General features: G+C 60.4%; 12 protein-coding genes. 2 read left to right on the top strand and 10 right to left on the bottom strand.

Annotated features, from left to right (window positions below; genetic code table 11):
* Window positions 1-39 precede the first annotated feature (39 nt).
* The 7 genes from J3361_RS22790 to aceK form a co-directional block, all read right to left on the bottom strand.
* Complete coding sequence (locus J3361_RS22790; protein ID WP_243458991.1) at window positions 40-1080, bottom strand: RHS repeat-associated core domain-containing protein; 1041 nt, start codon at window positions 1078-1080, stop codon at window positions 40-42.
* 299 nt (window positions 1081-1379) lie between these two features.
* The gene (locus tag J3361_RS22785) at window positions 1380-2690 is read right to left on the bottom strand and encodes a porin (protein ID WP_207966420.1); all 1311 of its coding nucleotides are present in this window, start codon (window positions 2688-2690) and stop codon (window positions 1380-1382) included.
* A gap of 295 nt (window positions 2691-2985) precedes the next feature.
* Complete coding sequence (locus J3361_RS22780) at window positions 2986-3222, bottom strand: zf-HC2 domain-containing protein (protein ID WP_207966419.1); 237 nt, start codon at window positions 3220-3222, stop codon at window positions 2986-2988.
* A complete protein-coding gene (locus J3361_RS22775; RefSeq protein WP_207966418.1) occupies window positions 3216-3827 on the bottom strand; it encodes an RNA polymerase sigma factor in 612 nt (203 codons plus the stop codon). The genes J3361_RS22780 and J3361_RS22775 overlap by 7 nt, the downstream gene beginning before the upstream one ends.
* A gap of 192 nt (window positions 3828-4019) precedes the next feature.
* The gene (locus J3361_RS22770; RefSeq protein WP_207966417.1) at window positions 4020-5141 is read right to left on the bottom strand and encodes a beta-ketoacyl-ACP synthase III; all 1122 of its coding nucleotides are present in this window, start codon (window positions 5139-5141) and stop codon (window positions 4020-4022) included.
* A gap of 338 nt (window positions 5142-5479) precedes the next feature.
* Window positions 5480-9391 (bottom strand): ATP-dependent RNA helicase HrpA, encoded by a 3912-nt coding sequence (gene hrpA, locus J3361_RS22765; RefSeq protein ID WP_207966416.1) that lies wholly within the window; start codon window positions 9389-9391, stop codon window positions 5480-5482.
* A gap of 118 nt (window positions 9392-9509) precedes the next feature.
* Complete coding sequence (aceK, locus tag J3361_RS22760) at window positions 9510-11219, bottom strand: bifunctional isocitrate dehydrogenase kinase/phosphatase (RefSeq protein ID WP_207966415.1); 1710 nt, start codon at window positions 11217-11219, stop codon at window positions 9510-9512.
* Between the two features lie 129 nt (window positions 11220-11348).
* On the opposite strand from aceK, the gene J3361_RS22755 reads away from it, so the two are divergent.
* Complete coding sequence (locus tag J3361_RS22755) at window positions 11349-12257, top strand: DMT family transporter (RefSeq protein ID WP_207966414.1); 909 nt, start codon at window positions 11349-11351, stop codon at window positions 12255-12257.
* 120 nt (window positions 12258-12377) lie between these two features.
* On the opposite strand, the gene J3361_RS22750 is transcribed toward J3361_RS22755, so the two are convergent.
* From J3361_RS22750 to cysK, 3 genes are all read right to left on the bottom strand, one after another.
* Window positions 12378-13241 (bottom strand): DMT family transporter, encoded by an 864-nt coding sequence (locus J3361_RS22750; protein ID WP_207966413.1) that lies wholly within the window; start codon window positions 13239-13241, stop codon window positions 12378-12380.
* Between the two features lie 339 nt (window positions 13242-13580).
* Window positions 13581-14519, bottom strand: coding sequence for an aspartyl/asparaginyl beta-hydroxylase domain-containing protein (locus J3361_RS22745; RefSeq protein ID WP_207966412.1), 939 nt, complete (start codon window positions 14517-14519; stop codon window positions 13581-13583).
* 337 nt (window positions 14520-14856) lie between these two features.
* Entirely contained in the window at window positions 14857-15831 is a 975-nt protein-coding gene (cysK, locus tag J3361_RS22740) for a cysteine synthase A (RefSeq protein WP_207966411.1), read from the bottom strand.
* 148 nt (window positions 15832-15979) lie between these two features.
* Here cysK and J3361_RS22735 point away from each other — a divergent pair, with 148 nt between their 5' ends.
* On the top strand, window positions 15980-17056 hold the full coding sequence (locus tag J3361_RS22735) for a DUF748 domain-containing protein (RefSeq protein ID WP_207966410.1): 1077 nt from the start codon (window positions 15980-15982) through the stop codon (window positions 17054-17056).
* Window positions 17057-17158 lie beyond the last annotated feature (102 nt).

Raw genomic sequence — 17158 nt, 5'->3', positions numbered from 1 at the left:
AGCGCTTAGTTTCGTTGCCATTCACGCCGATAATAAAACTCAGATATAAATATATTCGGCAGTTCCATACCTGCGAATTTCATCCTGAGTCCGCAGCAGAGCAACGTGCTGTTTATCCACAGCCAAATTAGCAGCAGTTGCTTGATTCACTAAAACATTAAACGCGTCCGTTTTGTATTTACGCCTAGCCTCAGAAGTAATACCGTTTTTTCCCTTTTGTTTGTAGGCTTTCTGCAAATTATTCTCGTGCCTGTTCGCTACTGTAATGAGTTCACTTGCTTGTTCATGTGCTTCAACCACTTCCAGAAGGTCAGGACGCTCCATAGAATCGATGTCATTACGGCGCATTTCGGCCTTAAGCGCTTTGTCCTTATAATAATCCCTCACTATTTGGATATTTTGGATATCTTTATCCCGCACAAGCTTTAGTGAAGGAGTTTCATTTTTTTTATCGGCAACATCAAGTAGAGGGGTACGATCTGTAACAGGAGAGCCAGTAGTTGATCTAAACCTTTGAAAGAAACGCCTTAAAACATGCCCGGTGGGATCCACGTTATTAATCGGATCCCCCACACAATACATATAAGCATTCAACCCTCCCCTCCCAAACGGGCTCAGATTGTCTGGACTATGAAATCTCATCAACACCGGATTAAAAACGCGATAGCCCTTGCCCAGCAAGTACCAACCGGTTTGCGTTTCGCGCCGCTCGCCGTTGTAACCCAAATGGCTGCTAACCGACGCGTCATCATCCCTGCGATGACCGTATGCCGAGTACGCGGTCGCCTTGACGGCGCCCTGACTGACCTCAACCAACACGCTGTTCTTGCCATCCCCCGCCAGCAATAAGGGCGCTGCCCCACCGCCGGCTTGCTGTTGGGCGAGCACGATGCCCTCTGCCCGCACAAAGGTACGGCTGGCGCCCCCTTGGATCTCGTTTGCCAATTCATCGTTTCGGTAGAACCGTTGCTCCCTGCCGCCCGACGCACTGCGCCCGATCAAGGTGTCCAGCGCGTCGTAGTGAAAGCTGATCAACGTTTCGCCAGCCGGCAACTGTTCCGTTTCATCTGAACCCGCCATTGCTGTTCTCCACATTCACCATTAGCGGCCACCGTTCGTCATGGACGCTTAGTTGCGAAAAGCAGAGCGGGCAGTGCCGGGGATTTCCAGACGCCTGCCACCGCCGCTCTGCGGCTGTAGAAAGTAAGCACCCTCTTCGAAAACCGCGAAACTGTCAGGGTTAACAGGTGGGGGTCCATACAGTAGTCGGGACAAGAAAACGCAAAGGTGCGAATAAAGCTCAAAAAAAACCCCGCCTGGGGCGGGGTCGAAAGGAGCATTAACGGATGAAAGTGCAGCGGTGTATCAAATCAAACGATTTAGAACACGTACTGGGCACGGACAACAAAACCGTCGCCATCGTCATCGCCATTGGCGTTGGTGACTTTGTCGGTCTTGGCCTTGACGTAGGCACCGGTGATTTTCACCGCTTCGTTGGCGTACCAGTTCACGCCCAGGTTGTGCACCTTGGCTTCGGCATCGCCGACTTCACGGGTTGCCGAGGCGGTGGTGATGTTGTCGTCTTCGACGGTCATGCTGTCGAAGCGGTAGAACACTTCCCAGGCGCCGATGGATTTGTTCTGAGGCTTGATCGCGTCGAACTTGCCGACCTTGTAACCACGGGACTCACCGGTGAGGGTGTAGGCACCCTGGACGTAGAAGCCGTGGCCTTTGAGGTCTTCGAAGGCATCGCTGTCAGCCTTGGTCTTGCGGGAGACGTATTCACCCTGGATCGACGCCGGGCCCATGGCGAAAGCGGCTTCCAGGCCGAAGGCGGTGTCGGTGTCGTAGGAACCGGCTGGCGAGACGTTGGTGCCGCCCAGGACCGGACGATTGCCGTTGTCGCCAGCATTGTTGCCGCCCTGGGTATCGACGCCACGCATGCCCAGACGAGAGCGGTAACGCGCGTCAAACGCGGTGTCGGAAACGTCGCGGGAGGCCACGTTCAAACCGAAGTGCAGCACGTTGCCGGCTTCGTGCATCGGAGCGAACACGAAACGACCGTTGACTTGCTTGACGCTTTCGCCGTCAGCATCATCATTGTCTTTGCTGAACACACCGGCCGAGGCATAGAAGGAATCAGCGAAGGTGCTAGAGGCCTGGATGCCCATACCGTTCTGCTTATCCATGGCCCAGTCGACCAGATCGTATGCGGCGTTTCGCTCAGGCGCGGTTACCCATTTAGAGCTAGTCGCTTTTTCAAGACCGAAGTCCGGGTCAAAACGACCAACCTTGATGGATACCGGTTTGAAACCGTTATAGGCCAAGGACGCTTCGTCGAAGTAGCCGTCATCCGAATTACCGGTGTTATGGGACAGATCGTAGTTGATGGTGTATGCCCAATCCGTGTACAGCACGCCGGACAGTTCCAGGAAGGCGCGACGGAAATAGGCAGCATCGGCCGAATTGCCATTGTCGGTGTAGATACCGTCGAACTGGCTGTAGTCAGCCTGCAAACGACCACCGAGCTTGAAGCTGAACTCTTTGTCAGTGGTAGCGACCTCAAGGCCGCCCTTGGTTTTGACAACGATATCGGCGCCGTCGGTGGTGACGGTGCCGGCGAAAGCCTGGGCGGTTACTGCCATTGCCAATGCGCTGGCGGCAACACCTGCGAAGTGCTTACGGATCATCGAAGAATTCCCCTATTGGTAGTCTGTGCCGTTAGAAAACACGCGGAACTGGGCCCGCTGGTGTTGGGAGGGGATCTTGGCGGCCGGTTGTGTCAGGCGAGTTGCTATCACATAAAGATTTTATGACAGCGGAACTTTTTACTTCGAAAGGGAATAACCAGTACCGCTATGGAGACCCCTGTGGGAGCGAGCCTGCTCGCGATAGCGGTGGGTCAATTAACATCAATGCTGGCTGATCCGCCGCTATCGCGAGCAGGCTCGCTCCCACAAAGGGTCGGTGGGTGTATCGAGGGGTTCAGCGGCTGTCTTTACGCCGCTCGGCGGCGAGTTTCTCGGCCAACTGATCCAGGTCGGGAATCGGCGGTTTCGGCAGTTTCTTGAGGGTCGCCTGCATCAGCCGCATCTGGCGGATGAACCGTCGGCAATTGGCGCAGAACATCAGGTGATGGCGCACCAGCAGGCGTTCACGAAAGCTCAGTTGTCCGTCGAGGTAGTCGCTGGAGCGGGCTACTTGTTCCTTGCAGGTCAGCATTCGCCGGTTTCCTCGAAATGTTCAACAGTCGCGAAGACCTTCAATCGGGCGCGATGCAACAGCACGCGTACATTGGAGAGCGAAATGCCCAAGAGATTACAGATTTCGTCCAACTCCAGGCCCTGTTGTTCCCGCAGGCTCAGCACGCTGCCTTGCAGTTCCGACAGGCTGAGCAAGGTGTGCTCCAGGCAATCGCGCAATTCGTCCATCGTCAGCAGCGCTTCGGGCGTGTCCTGGTGCCAGGCGAACGGCGCCAGCAGCCAATGGCCGTCAGCGGCGAAACGATCATCGCCGAGGGTGCCGTGGGGTGACGGAAGGTCATCGAGCAGCACTTCCCGCCGGTTCTGCTTGTAGCGTCCCTTGGCGGCGTTGGCGGTAATGGTCAACAGCCAGGTCTTGAGGCTGGAACGGCCCTGGAATCCGTTGAGATTGCGCACCACCGACAGCCAGGCGTCCTGTACCACTTCGTCGGCATGGCGGCTGCCGACGATGGCATAGGCCACCGCGCGCATCGGGCTCTGGTAGGCGCTGACCAGTTCCTTGTAGGCTTGCTGCTCACCGGCCAGGAGGCGTTGGAGCAGGAGGGTGTCGTCGGTGATCGTCATTCAACATCCCAATATCTGCAAGACTGCGATGCTTTTGTGGCGAGGGGATTTATCCCCGCTGGGTTGCGAAGCGACCCTAAACTCTACCATCGCGGTATCTCAGGATGAGTGGTGCATCGCCTGTTTTGGGGCTGCTGCGCAGCCCAGCGGGGATAAATCCCCTCGCCACAAATCTGCTCGCTGCAACAGTGATCAATGCTTACGCAAAATCACGCTGCCAATCGAGTAACCGGCGCCGAACGAGCTGAGGACGGCGACCGAGCCGCTGGGCAGGTCGTCCTGGTAGGTGTGGAATGCAATCACCGAACCGGCCGAGCTGGTGTTGGCGTAGCGGTCGAGAATCACCGGGGCTTCTGCTTCGGTGGCTTCGCGCCCCAGCAGTTTGCGCACGATCAGGTGGTTCATGCTCAGGTTGGCCTGGTGCAGCCAGAAGCGCTTCACGTCGCCAACGCTCAACTGGTTCTCTTCCAGGTGGGCACCGATCAGTTCGGCCACCATCGGGCAGACATCGCGGAACACCTTGCGGCCTTCCTGGACGAACAGCTTGTCGCGGCTACCAATGCCCTCTTCCGCGGTGCGGTTGAGGAAGCCGAAGTTGTTGCGGATGTTGTTGGAGAACTTGGTCAGCAGCTTGGTGCTGACCACGTCGAACTGGTACGGCGAAGTCGCCAGGTCGGCGCGTTCGATGATCACGGCGGTGGCCGCGTCGCCGAAGATGAAGTGGCTGTCGCGGTCGCGGAAGTTCAGGTGGCCGGTGCACACTTCCGGGTTGACCATCAGGATCGCGCGGGCCTGGCCCAGTTGCACACTGTTGGCCGCGGCCTGGATACCGAAGGTCGCCGAGGAGCAGGCCACGTTCATGTCGAAACCGAACCCTTCGATGCCCAGGGCTTCCTGGACTTCGATGGCGATGGCCGGGTAGGCACGCTGCAGGTTCGAACAAGCGACGATCACCCCGTCGATGTCGGCGACCGAACGCCCGGCGCGCTCCAACGCTTGTTTGGCGGCGCCGACGGCCATTTCGCAGAGCACCGACCACTCGTCGTTGGAGCGCTCGGGCAAGCGTGGCGTCATGCGTTGTGGATCGAGAATGCCGTCCTTGTCCATGACAAAGCGGCTCTTGATGCCAGAAGCCTTTTCAATGAACGCGGCGTTGGATTCGGTCAAGGCCTCGACTTCCCCACGCTCGATGGCGTCGGCGTTATCGGCGTTGAATTGCGCGACATAGGTATTGAAAGATTGCACCAGCTCTTCGTTGGAGATGCTGTTGGCCGGGGTATACAGGCCGGTGCCGCTGATGACGACATTATGCATGGGTCGTGTCTCTGATCTGTTCAGGCAGAAAGTATTGGCACCGACGTACCAACACGCAAAGGGACTTTTCCCATCCGGGGAAGCAGCCCTGGCATCGCTTTATTCCGATCCGCCCGTGGCATTGAAGCTCAAAACCACGGGACCGGCATTTATAGGCGCGAAGTTTGCCATAAACGCTGGGGTTTGGCCCATTCTCCCTTACTGACCACACAAAACCCTGTGGGAGCGAGCCTGCTCGCGATAGCGGTGGTTCAGCTGCATTGATGTTGGCTGACACATCGCTATCGCGAGCAGGCTCGCTCCCACAGGGGAAATGTGGTGCTGTCCAATTTATCTGATCACCCCTCCACCAACCCCCACTGCTTGCCCAGGCGCTTATCGGAAATCGGCACCTTGGTGCCCAATTGCTGGGCAAACAGCGACACCCGGTATTCCTCCAGCCACCAGCGGTACAGTTCCAGCTGCGGGTCGCGCTTGCCTTCCTGGGCGTGTTTGCTGGCGCGGGCCTGGTATTGGGCCCAGAGGTTCGACAGTTCGCCGCTCCAGACCCGGTCCTTCTGCACTTGGCTGCCGAGTTTCTCGAAGCGTTGTTCGATGGCCTTGAGGTAGCGCGGCAGTTCCTTGAGCCACTGATGCGGGGTTTCCCGCACGAAGCCTGGGTATACCAGATGGCTGAGCTGCTGTTTGATGTCGTTCAGCGCCACGGCCTGGGCCAGGTCGATCTTGCCCTTGAAGCGCTTTTGCAGGCCGTGCCAGAGCTTGAGGATGTCCAGGGTCAGCTTCGCCAGGCGTTCGGCGTGCTCGGTCCAGCCGCCGCGCTTGCGCTCGGCCAGGCCAGCCAGGGCGGCGCCGTCACGGGGCAGGCTCGCTTCACCTTCGAGCACGCAGCTGTCGAGGCTGGCGAGCAGGATGTCTTCCACCAAGCCATCGATGCGGCCCAAGTCGCGGTACAGCAAACCCAGCTCCGTCAGGCCCGGCAACTTGCTACGCAGGAACTTGGCCGATTCGGCCAGTTGCTGCATGAGCAAGCGCTGCAAGGCGCGGCGATGCTGGAATTCGGCTTCGGCCGGCGTCGGGAAACGTCCTTCCTTGACCACGCCGCCCTCTTCCACCAGCGCCGGGTAGACCGTCATCGACAGCCCGGCGATCTTCTGCTGGGTTTTCTCCGCCACCGGCGCGAAGACCTTCGCCTCCACCGGCGCCTGGCTTTTCGCCGTTTGCGGCACGGCCAAGGCCGCCTGGCTGGCTTCGGCAAAGCGTGCCGTCAGCTCGGCCAGGTCGCGGCCCTCGCCGAGGAACTTGCCCTGGCCGTCGACGATTTCCAGGTTCATGCGCAGGTGGCTTTCGACCTGCTGGGCCGCTTCGGCCCAGGCTTCGTCGCTGACCCGCGCCCCGGTCATGCGCAGCAGCTCACGGCCCAAGGCCTGCGGCAACGAACCCTCGGCGAAGGTGATGCGCTGCAGCGCCGCCTTGACGAAATCCGGCACCGGCACGAAGTTCTTGCGCAAGGCCTTGGGCAGGTTGCGCACCAGGGCGATGCACTTGGCCTCGATCATCCCCGGCACCAGCCATTCCAAGCGCTCCGGCGGCAGCATCGGCAGCAGCGGCGCCGGTACCCGCAGCGTCACGCCGTCGCGCGGGTGGTTGGGCTCGAAGTGATAGCTCAGCGGCAAGGTCAGGTCACCGACGCGCAAGGTGTCGGGGTATTGCGTGGCGGTGACTTCGCTGGCTTCGCGGGCCAGCACGTCTTCCTCGCGCATGATCAGCAATTGCGGGTCTTTCTGGCTGTTGATCCGGTACCAGCTGTCGAACGTCGCGGTCTGGTGGATCTCGGCCGGCAGGCGCGCGTCGTAGAACGCGAACAAGGTTTCTTCGTCGGCCAGAATGTCGCGGCGACGGGCCTTGGCTTCCAGTTCGTCGAGCTGCTCCAGCAAGCGGGTATTGGCCCCCAGGCACTTGGCCTTGGACTGGATCTCGCCGCGCACCAGCGCTTCGCGGATGAACAGTTCACGGGACACCACCGGGTCCACCGGCCCGTAATGCACCGGCCGGCGACCGACGACAATGAGCCCGAACAGGGTGATCTGCTCATAAGCCACCACTTGCCCGCGCTTCTTCTCCCAGTGGGGTTCGAAGTGGTTTTTCTTGATCAGGTGCCCGGCCAGCGGCTCGATCCAGTCCGGCTCGATCTTGGCCACCATTCGCGCGTACAACTTGGTGGTTTCCACCAACTCGGCGGTCATCAGCCACTGCGGGCGCTTCTTGCCCAGGCCCGACGAGGGGTGGACCCAGAACCGCCGCTGGCGAGCGCCGAGGTAATCACCGTCTTCGGTTTTCTGGCCGATCTGGCTCAACAGGCCCGACAGCACTGCCTTGTGCAGTTTCGGGTAGTCGGCCGGGTCTTTGTTGAGGCTCAACTGCATGTCGCGGCAGATCAGGCTCAACTGGCGATGGGAATCACGCCATTCACGCAAACGCAAATAGTTGAGGAAGTTCTTGCGACACCAGTTGCGCAGCGGGCTGGCGGTCAGGGCCTGGCGCTGCTCTTCGAAACCGCGCCACAGGTTGACCAGCCCGGCGAAGTCCGAGTCGGCATCCTTCCACTGGGCGTGGGCCTGATCGGCCGCTTGTTGCCGTTCCGGCGGACGCTCGCGCGGGTCCTGGATCGACATCGCGCTGGCGACGATCAGTACTTCCTGGAGGCTGCCCAGTTTCGCCGCTTCCAGCAGCATGCGGCCCATGCGCGGGTCCACCGGCAGGCGCGCCAACTGCCGACCCAGCGGGGTCAGTTGACTGTTGCGGTCCACTGCCGAGAGTTCTTGCAGCAGATTGAAGCCGTCGCTGATGGCCTTGCCATCCGGCGGCTCGATGAACGGGAAATCGGTGATCTCGCCGAGGCGCAGGTGCAGCATCTGCAGGATTACCGCCGCCAGGTTGGTGCGCAGGATTTCCGGGTCGGTGAACTCCGGCCGTCCAAGAAAATCTTCTTCGCTGTACAGGCGCACGCAAATCCCCGGCTCGACCCGCCCGCAGCGGCCCTTGCGCTGGTTGGCGCTGGCCTGGGAAATGGCCTCGATGGGCAAGCGCTGGACCTTGGCCCGGTAGCTGTAGCGGCTGATGCGCGCGGTACCGCTGTCGATCACGTAGCGGATACCCGGCACGGTGAGCGAGGTTTCGGCGACGTTGGTCGCCAGCACCACACGCCGGCCCGGATGGGACTGGAAGATGCGCTGCTGTTCGGCCGGCGACAATCGCGCATACAACGGCAAGATCTCGGTGTGCTTGAGCTGGGCCTTGCGCAGCATTTCCGCGGCGTCGCGAATCTCCCGCTCGCCCGGCAGGAACACCAACACATCCCCGGGGCTACGGCGCTCGCTGCGCTCGTAGGCGGCAATTTCGTCGAGGGTGGCGAGGATCGCCTGGTCGACGGTCAAGTCATCCTCGACCCGGTTGCCCTCCTCGTCCTGCTCCAGGGTCAGCGGGCGATACCAGGTTTCCACCGGGAAGGTACGGCCCGAGACTTCGACGATCGGCGCGTCATCGAAATGCTTGGAAAAGCGCTCCAGGTCGATGGTCGCCGAGGTGATGATGACTTTCAGGTCCGGACGGCGCGGCAGCAGGGTCTTGAGGTAGCCGAGCAGGAAGTCGATGTTCAGGCTGCGTTCGTGAGCTTCGTCGACGATGATTGTGTCGTAGCGTTCGAGGTAGCGATCATTCTGGGTTTCGGCCAGCAGGATGCCGTCGGTCATCAGCTTGATCAGGGTGTTGGCGTCGCTCTGGTCCTCGAAGCGGACCTGATAACCCACCAGCGCCCCCAACGGCGTGGCCAGCTCCTCGGCCACGCGGCTCGCGACACTGCGGGCGGCGATGCGGCGCGGCTGGGTGTGGCCGATCAAGCCATGCTGGCCACGACCGATTTCCAGGCAGATCTTCGGCAATTGCGTGGTTTTGCCCGAGCCGGTCTCGCCCGCGATGATCAGCACCTGGTGCTTGAGCAGCGCTTGCTTGATTTCGTCGCGCTTGGCGGCGATCGGCAAATTGTCGTCATAGCGGATCACCGGCAGGCTCGCCTTGCGCGCCAGGACCTGATCGCACGACGCCTGCATGCGGGTCACCCACTGGGCCAGCTTGGCCTCGTCGGGCTTCTTGCGCAGCTCGAGCAACTGCCGCCGCAACCGGTGACGGTCGGCGAGCATGGCGTGGTCGAGGTTTTTCAGCAGTTTGTCGATAGCGGGGGCTTGGTCAGTCATCAGGTACGCAAGGGGAATAGGAGCAGCGGCAAGTTTCAAGCTGCAAGCGGCAAGTTGCAAGCGGCACTGGCCTGAAACTCAAAACTTGCCGCTTGAAGCTTGAAGCTTGAAGCTGCTTCTACCCCTTACGCCGATACGGGAACACGTCGATCACCTTCCCTGCCCGGATCGCCTCTTGCAGGCTTTTCCAGTAGTCGGCGTTGTACAGCTCGCCGTGCAACTGGTCGAACAGCTTGCGTTGCCCGGCGTCGGCGAACAGGAACGGCGGGAACTCTTCGGGGAAGACGTCCAGCGGGCCGATGGAATACCAGGGCTCGGAGGCCATTTCGTCTTCCGGTGTGCGGGGCTCGGGGATGTGGCGAAAGTTGGCTTCGGTGAGGAAGCAGATTTCATCGTAGTCGTAGAACACCACGCGGCCGTGGCGGGTCACGCCGAAGTTCTTGAGCAGCATGTCGCCGGGGAAGATATTGGCCGCCGCCAGTTGCTTGATCGCCAGGCCATAGTCTTCCAGCGCCTCGCGCACCTGGTCCGGGTTGGCGTTTTCCAGATAGAGGTTCAGCGGCGTCATCCGGCGTTCGGTCCAGCAGTGACGAATCAGCACCGTCTCGCCTTCCACCGACACCGTGGACGGAGCCACCTCCAACAGTTCCTCCAGGCAGGCCGGCTCGAATTTGCTCAGGGGAAAGCGGAAATCGGCAAACTCCTGGGTATCGGCCATGCGCCCGACCCGGTCGACGCTTTTCACCAGCCGGTACTTCTCGATCACCGTGGCCCGGTCGACGTTTTTCGACGGTGAGAAGCGGTCCTTGATGATCTTGAACACGGTGTTGAAGCCCGGCAGGGTGAACACGCTCATGACCATGCCGCGCACGCCGGGGGCCATGATGAACTGGTCGTCGGTGTTCGCCAGGTGATTGATCAAGGCCCGGTAGAACTCGGACTTGCCGTGTTTGTAGAAGCCGATGGAGGTATACAGCTCGGCGATGTGCTTGCCCGGCAGGATGCGCTTGAGAAAGCCGATGAATTCCGCCGGCACCGGCACGTCCACCATGAAGTACGAGCGGGTGAACGAGAAGATGATCGACACCTGCGCCTCGTCGGTGATCAGCGCATCGATCTGGATACCCCGGCCCTCGCGGTGCAACAGCGGAATCACCAACGGCCACTGGTCGTCGCGGGTGTAGATCCGGCCCACCAGGTAGGCGCCCTTATTGCGATAGAGCACCGAGGAAAACAACTCCACCGTCAGTTCCGGGTCCTTGCAGACCCAGTCCGGCAGGTTCTCGCGCAACTGCGCTTCGAGGCGCTGCAGGTCCCCTGGCAAATCGGCGTAGTCCTCGCTGAAACGGTAATCGGCGAAGACGCTCGCCAGCATCCGGTCCAGTTGCCCTTGGGGCTTGTAGGTGCGGGTCTGGGCGGCGCGGGCCCGGCGCAGGCTGGGCCGGGTGGTGTGGATGAACATGGTGCCGTCGCTGATCAGGTCGTGGCTGAACAGCCCGCAGAAAATCGAGTTGTACCAGGTTTCCGACAGCTCATCGTCGAAGCGCAGGTCGATCAGGCTGATGTAGGCGCTCTTGACCAACGGCCAGCAGCTCACGTCCATCAGGGTTTCGTCATCGAAGGCCTTGTGCAGCTTGGCGACGGTTTCGAAGACTTTTTCTTCATACAAGTTAATGCGCGCCGCCGAAGCCGTTTGCGCCTCCAGCCACAGCGCCTGCTCGAACCGGGCGCGAGCGCCGTCGGTGATCTGCCGGAAATGCTCACGATAATCGTCGAAGCCGTCGAGGATCGAACGAGCGATTTCGGTGGCGGGCCATGGCTGCGGCATAGGTAAACCTCGGCGGGTCATGCTTGTTATTGGCGACTGAGCTTAGAGGCCAAGCACGCGGCAACGCAACCATTGCCATCGCTATTCAGGGCGGCGACACTTGCCACCCCATCAAGGAAGGAGTGGCTCGTGAACCTCGTCGATATCCTGCGTTTACTGTCATTGGCTGCCATCTGGGGCGCCAGTTTCCTGTTCATGCGCATCATCGCCCCCGTTATCGGCACGATTCCCACTGCGTTCTTCCGTGTGTCCATTGCCTTCGTCGGGCTGCTGGTGATCCTGGCCCTGATGCGCGTCGACTGGAATTTTCGTGGCAAGCTCAAAGTCGTGATGGGGCTGGGCCTGATCAACTCGGGGATTCCGGCCACGTTCTATTCACTGGCGGCCCAGGTACTGCCGGCCGGTTACTCGGCGATCTTCAATGCCACCACGCCGCTGATGGGGGTGTTGATCGGCGGCTTGTTCTTCAGCGAGAAACTTACTCTGGCCAAGGTCAGCGGTGTCTTCCTTGGGCTGCTTGGCGTCGGCATCCTGACCCGCGCCGGCCCGGTGGCGTTCGACCTGCAATTGTTGATGGGCGCCCTCGCCTGCCTGCTGGCCACCACCTGCTACGGCTTCGCCGGTTTCCTCACCCGTCGCTGGCTCGATCACCAAGGCGGCCTGGACAGCCGTCTCTCGGCCCTGGGCAGCATGTTCGGCGCCACGGTGTTCTTGCTGCCGCTGTTTGGCTACAGCGTCATCAGCCAGCCGCCGGCCAGTTGGGGCGGCTGGAGTGTCTGGTTGTCACTGCTGGGCCTGGGTCTGGTGTGCACCGCGCTGGCGTACATCCTTTATTTCCGTCTGCTCAGTTCCATCGGGCCAGTCAAGTCCATGACCGTGACGTTCCTGATTCCGCCGTTCGGCGTGTTGTGGGGGGCGTTGCTGCTGGATGAGCCGTTGGGGATGGCGCATTTGTATGGCGGGGTGTTGATTGCGGCGGCGTTGTGGTTGGTGCTAATGCCTTCCGTCGCGAAACCGGCTGAGGTGTCTGCCCGATAACCCATCGGTGCCGCTGAAAATGCTATCGCGAGCAGGCTCGCTCCCACAGGGAATTGCGCTAACCCTGTGGGAGTGAGCCTGCTCGCGATAGCGGTAGTTCAGTCAGCGAGTAGCCAAAGCTCAGCGGCTCTTACGAAACACAAACACCAACCCCACGATGATCAGCACCATCCCCAGCAAGCTCAACAACGCCAGGCGGTTGCCGAACACCAGGTAGTCCATGATCGCCGTCACCGCCGGCACCAGGTAGAACAGGCTGGTGACATTCACCAGGTTGCCGCGGGCAATCAATCGGTACAGCAGCAACGTCGCCAATACCGACACCACCAGCCCCATCCACAACACCGGCACGAAGAACCCCGCGCTGTATTCGAAATGAAACGGCTGGAACGGCACGAACACTGTGCACAGCACCAGCCCGGCCAGGTACTGCACCGGTAGCGTGCCCAGTGGGTTGTCGGTGATGCGCTTCTGCATGATGGAGCCGGCCGTCATGCTGACCAGTGCCAGCAACCCGCACAGCATCCCCGCCAGGGACATGCCGGCCAGGCCGATGCCCTGGTACACCACCATGACCAACCCGACCAAACCCAACACCAGACCGAACATCCGCGCCCCGGAACGCCGGCGTTCCATAAGCACTACAGTCAGGATCGGTTGCACCCCCATCAGGGTCGCCATGACGCCGGGCGTGACATTCATTTGCAGCGCCAGCAGATAAAAAATCTGATAGGCGCCCAGCAGCACCAGCCCGGTGGTCACCGCGTACAGCATCGGCTTGCCGGTCTTGGGCAACTTGAACTTGAGCAACGGAATCAACAGCACCAGCGCGAACAGCGCGATGGCAAATCGGATCAGCAGAAAAGCGAAAGGTGAAGCGTGGGCCAGGCCCAGCTTGGAAAAGATCGCCCCGCTGCTCCACAGCAAAACGAACAGGCTCGTGGAAACCGCCGCCAATAAGGCGTTTTTGGAAAGGGAAAACATGGATACCACCTGTAGTCAGGCAAAAAGCCAACTCAGCCGAAGCTGAAGTCCAGTAGTTTTTTCAGGCGGGCACAGGGGATGGCAACCGTTGCCGATCAGCCCTGAATGCCAACGCCCGGCGGTGATACGACGGCGTACACCGATGAGCTACGGACAGGTGGGGGGTATTGACCGATCTGCGCAGGCTGCTGAATCCCACACGGCACGACGCCAGCGTTGAACGCTGGAACCACGACCGCGATGACAGGGGATGCAGGCATGAGCCGATCTCTTGGAGGGTGGGTTCGAAAACCCGAAGAGCGCTGACTATAACCAGCGCCCGATGGACTACGCAATGTTTTAAACGAACAACCAATAGCCAAGTGCGGTCAGCACCGCCACCGCCAACACTGGTCGCATCACCCGGTAGGCCTGGGGATGCTTGCGTTTGAACTGCTTGACCCGGCCGCTGATGCCGTCGCTGAACGACTTGCTCCAGGCATAGGCCCGGTTGATGCCACCAACGTGTTCATCGTCCAGGTTCTGTGGCGCGGTCGCACGACCGAGGAACGCGCTGATGGTGCGGTTGAGGCGGGTCATCAGCCGGCTTTTCAAGGGCCGCTCGACATCGCAGAACAAGATCACGCGGGTCTGCGGGGTTTCGTTCTTGACCCAGTGCACATAGGTTTCATCGAACATGACGTCTTCGCCGTCGCGCCAGGCGTAGATCTGACCGTCGACGAAAATCCGGCAGTCTTCGGAATTGGGAGTTGAAAGCCCCAGGTGATAACGCAACGAACCGGCGAAGGGGTCTCGATGAGGGTTCAGATGGCCCCCACCGGGCAGCAAGGCAAACATCGCGCCGCGAACGTTGGGGATCCGACTGACCAGTTCAACCGTCCTCGGGCACAGCAACTCGGCCGACGGCAGCGGTTTGTCGTACCACTTGAGGTAGAAGCGCTTCCAACCCTTCTTGAAGAACGAACCGAAGCCTGCGTCGTTGTTCTTCTCGGCGGCTCGGATGTAGCCCTCGTCGAACAAGTGCATGGCCTCGTCGCGAATGACTTGCCAGTTGTCCTTGAGCACATCCAGTTCGGGGAACTTGCTGCGATCCAGGTAAGGCCTCGAGGGCACACCGGAGAACAGGTACATCAAGGCGTTATAGGGGGCGAACAGCGCCGAGTGGTTGACGAACTGACGCAACACCGGCAAACGCGCCTTACCACGCAAATGCACATAAAGCGTACTGCCCAGGAACAGCAGCAACAGCGAGGCCTTGGCGACAAACGAAACGGTCACTTTTTTTAAACTCCTTGTCCAAAAACAACTGACGCAACGCCTACTGCCCGACGTAGCCGGGGGCCATGTTAAACACCCATGGCCTGGGTAAAAACCGTCTGACGCAACATTCTCTGTTGAGTAAAACGCAATAAACACTTTCTAACAGGCGCCACCTGAACCTTGGCTGACGCCTGTTAAAACACCGCTATAAGAACCTTTGCAGGCAGGCCCTCTGTGGGAGCAAGGCTTGCCCGCGATGAAATTGATGCGGTCTGCCATAAAACCGAGGCGCCTGTATCGCGAGCAAGCTTTGCTCCCACAGCAGGGCTCCCTCACTACCGCAGTGAATCCACCGTTACTGCTGAGTCTCCTGCTCGGTAAACAGATCACTGAACAACATGCTCGACAAGTACCGCTCGCCCGAATCCGGCAGGATCACCACGATGGTCTTGCCCTGCATTTCCGGTTTTTCGGCCAGGCGCACGGCCACGGCCATCGCCGCGCCGCAGGAGATCCCGCAGAGGATGCCCTCCTCCTGCATCAAGCGCAGGGCCATGGCTTTGGACTCGTCGTCAGTGACCCGTTCGACCTGGTCGACGATCGACAGATCGAGGTTTTTCGGCACGAACCCGGCACCGATCCCCTGGATCTTGTGGGGGCTGGGCTTGATCTCCTGGCCCGCCATCGCCTGGGTAATCACCGGCGACACCTCGGGCTCGACCGCCACCGACAGGATCGGTTTGCCGCAGGTGTTCTTGATATACCGCGAAACCCCGGTAATGGTTCCGCCGGTGCCGACACCCGCGACCAGCACGTCCACCGCGCCGTCGGTGTCGCTCCAGATTTCCGGGCCGGTGGTTTTTTCGTGGATCGCCGGGTTCGCCGGGTTATCGAACTGCTGCGGCATGAAATATTTGGACGGATCGCTGGCCAGGATCTCGGCGGCTTTCTCGATGGCGCCCTTCATGCCTTTCGCCGGCTCGGTGAGCACCAGCTCCGCACCCAGGGCCTTGAGCACCTTGCGCCGCTCGATGCTCATGGAGGCCGGCATGGTCAGCATCAGCTTGTAGCCACGGGCGGCGGCGACGAATGCCAGGCCGATACCGGTGTTGCCCGAGGTCGGCTCGACAATGGTCATGCCAGCCTTGAGTTTGCCCGAGCTTTCCGCGTCCCAGATCATGTTCGCGCCGATCCGGCACTTGACCGAATACCCCGGGTTGCGCCCTTCGATCTTGGCCAGGATGGTCACGCCGCGCGGCGCGATGCGGTTGATCTGTACCAGTGGCGTATTGCCGATGGAATGGGCGTTGTCAGCAAATATGCGGCTCATGGCTGGGTCCTTGATGCGGCGTGAATTTAAGCCTTTAAAGGTATGCCTGTTGCCCATGGGCGTCCAGTTGCACCGAACGATCCCGTTGTTGCAACAGTCAATGGCATTAGGAGGCGCCTCCCCTAACAATCGCTGGAGACTGACTGACATGAAGCGTCGATACCGCTGGCCACTGTGGGTCTTCGCCACCCTCGTCGCGGTGCTGGTGGCCCTGCATTTCGCCCTGCCTTACCTGGTGCGCGACTACCTGAACGATAAACTGGCCGACATGGGCGATTATCGCGGCCAGATCACTGACGTGGACCTGGCCCTGTGGCGCGGTGCCTACCGGATCAACGGCCTGGAAATCGTCAAGGTCGACGGCAAGGTCCCGGTGCCGTTCGTCAACGCGCCGCTGGTGGATCTCTCCGTGAGTTGGCACTCGCTATGGTACGACCATGCGGTGGTGTCCGAGGTTGAGTTCACCCGCCCCGAAGTGAACTTCGTCGACGGCGGCGCCAACCGGCAGAATTCCCAGACCGGCCAGGGCACCAATTGGCGCGAGCAACTGGAAAAACTGCTGCCCATCACCTTCAACGAAGTGCGCATCCGGGAGGGCAAGGTCACCTTTCGCAATTTCAATTCCAAGCCGCCGGTCAACCTGCGGGCCACCGACGTCAACGCCAGTTTCTACAACCTGACCAACGTGGTCGACACCGAAGGCAAGCGCGACGCCCGCTTCGAAGGCAAGGCCCTGGTGGCCGAGCATGCGCCCCTGGAAATGCAGGCTACCTTCGACCCCTTGAGCGACTTCGAGGATTTCGATTTCCGCCTGCGGGCCAGGAACATCGAACTCAAGCGCCTCAACGATTTTGCCGCCGCCTATGGCAAGTTCGATTTCAATGCCGGCCACGGCGACCTGGTGATCGAGGCCGAAGCCGACAACGCCAAGCTCAGCGGCTACATCAAGCCACTGCTGCGTGATGTCGACGTGTTCGACTGGCAGCAGGACGTTGAAAACCAGAACAAGAACATCTTCCGCTCGGTCTGGGAAGCCCTGGTCGGCGCAGGCGAAACGGCCCTCAAGAACCAACGCAAGAACCAGTTCGCCACCCGGGTGGAACTCAGCGGCAATGTCCACCAGCAGGACATCAGCGCCTTCGAAGCTTTCCTGCAGATCCTGCGCAACGGTTTCGTCCAGGCCTTCAATGCCCGCTACGAGCAGCCGCCGCCCTCGATGGATTGAGATTTGCGGCTTTTAGTGGCGAGGGAGCTTGCTCCCGCTGGGCCGCGAAGCGGCCCTAAAAGCCTGCGAGCGCTGCGCACTCGAGCGGGAGCAAGCTCCCTC

The organism is Pseudomonas sp. OA65 (assembly GCF_017498305.1).
Lineage (GTDB): Bacteria > Pseudomonadota > Gammaproteobacteria > Pseudomonadales > Pseudomonadaceae > Aquipseudomonas > Aquipseudomonas zanjanensis.
The sequence above is the reverse complement of the archived record's forward strand: the minus strand, read 5'-3'. Positions and strand labels throughout refer to the sequence as shown.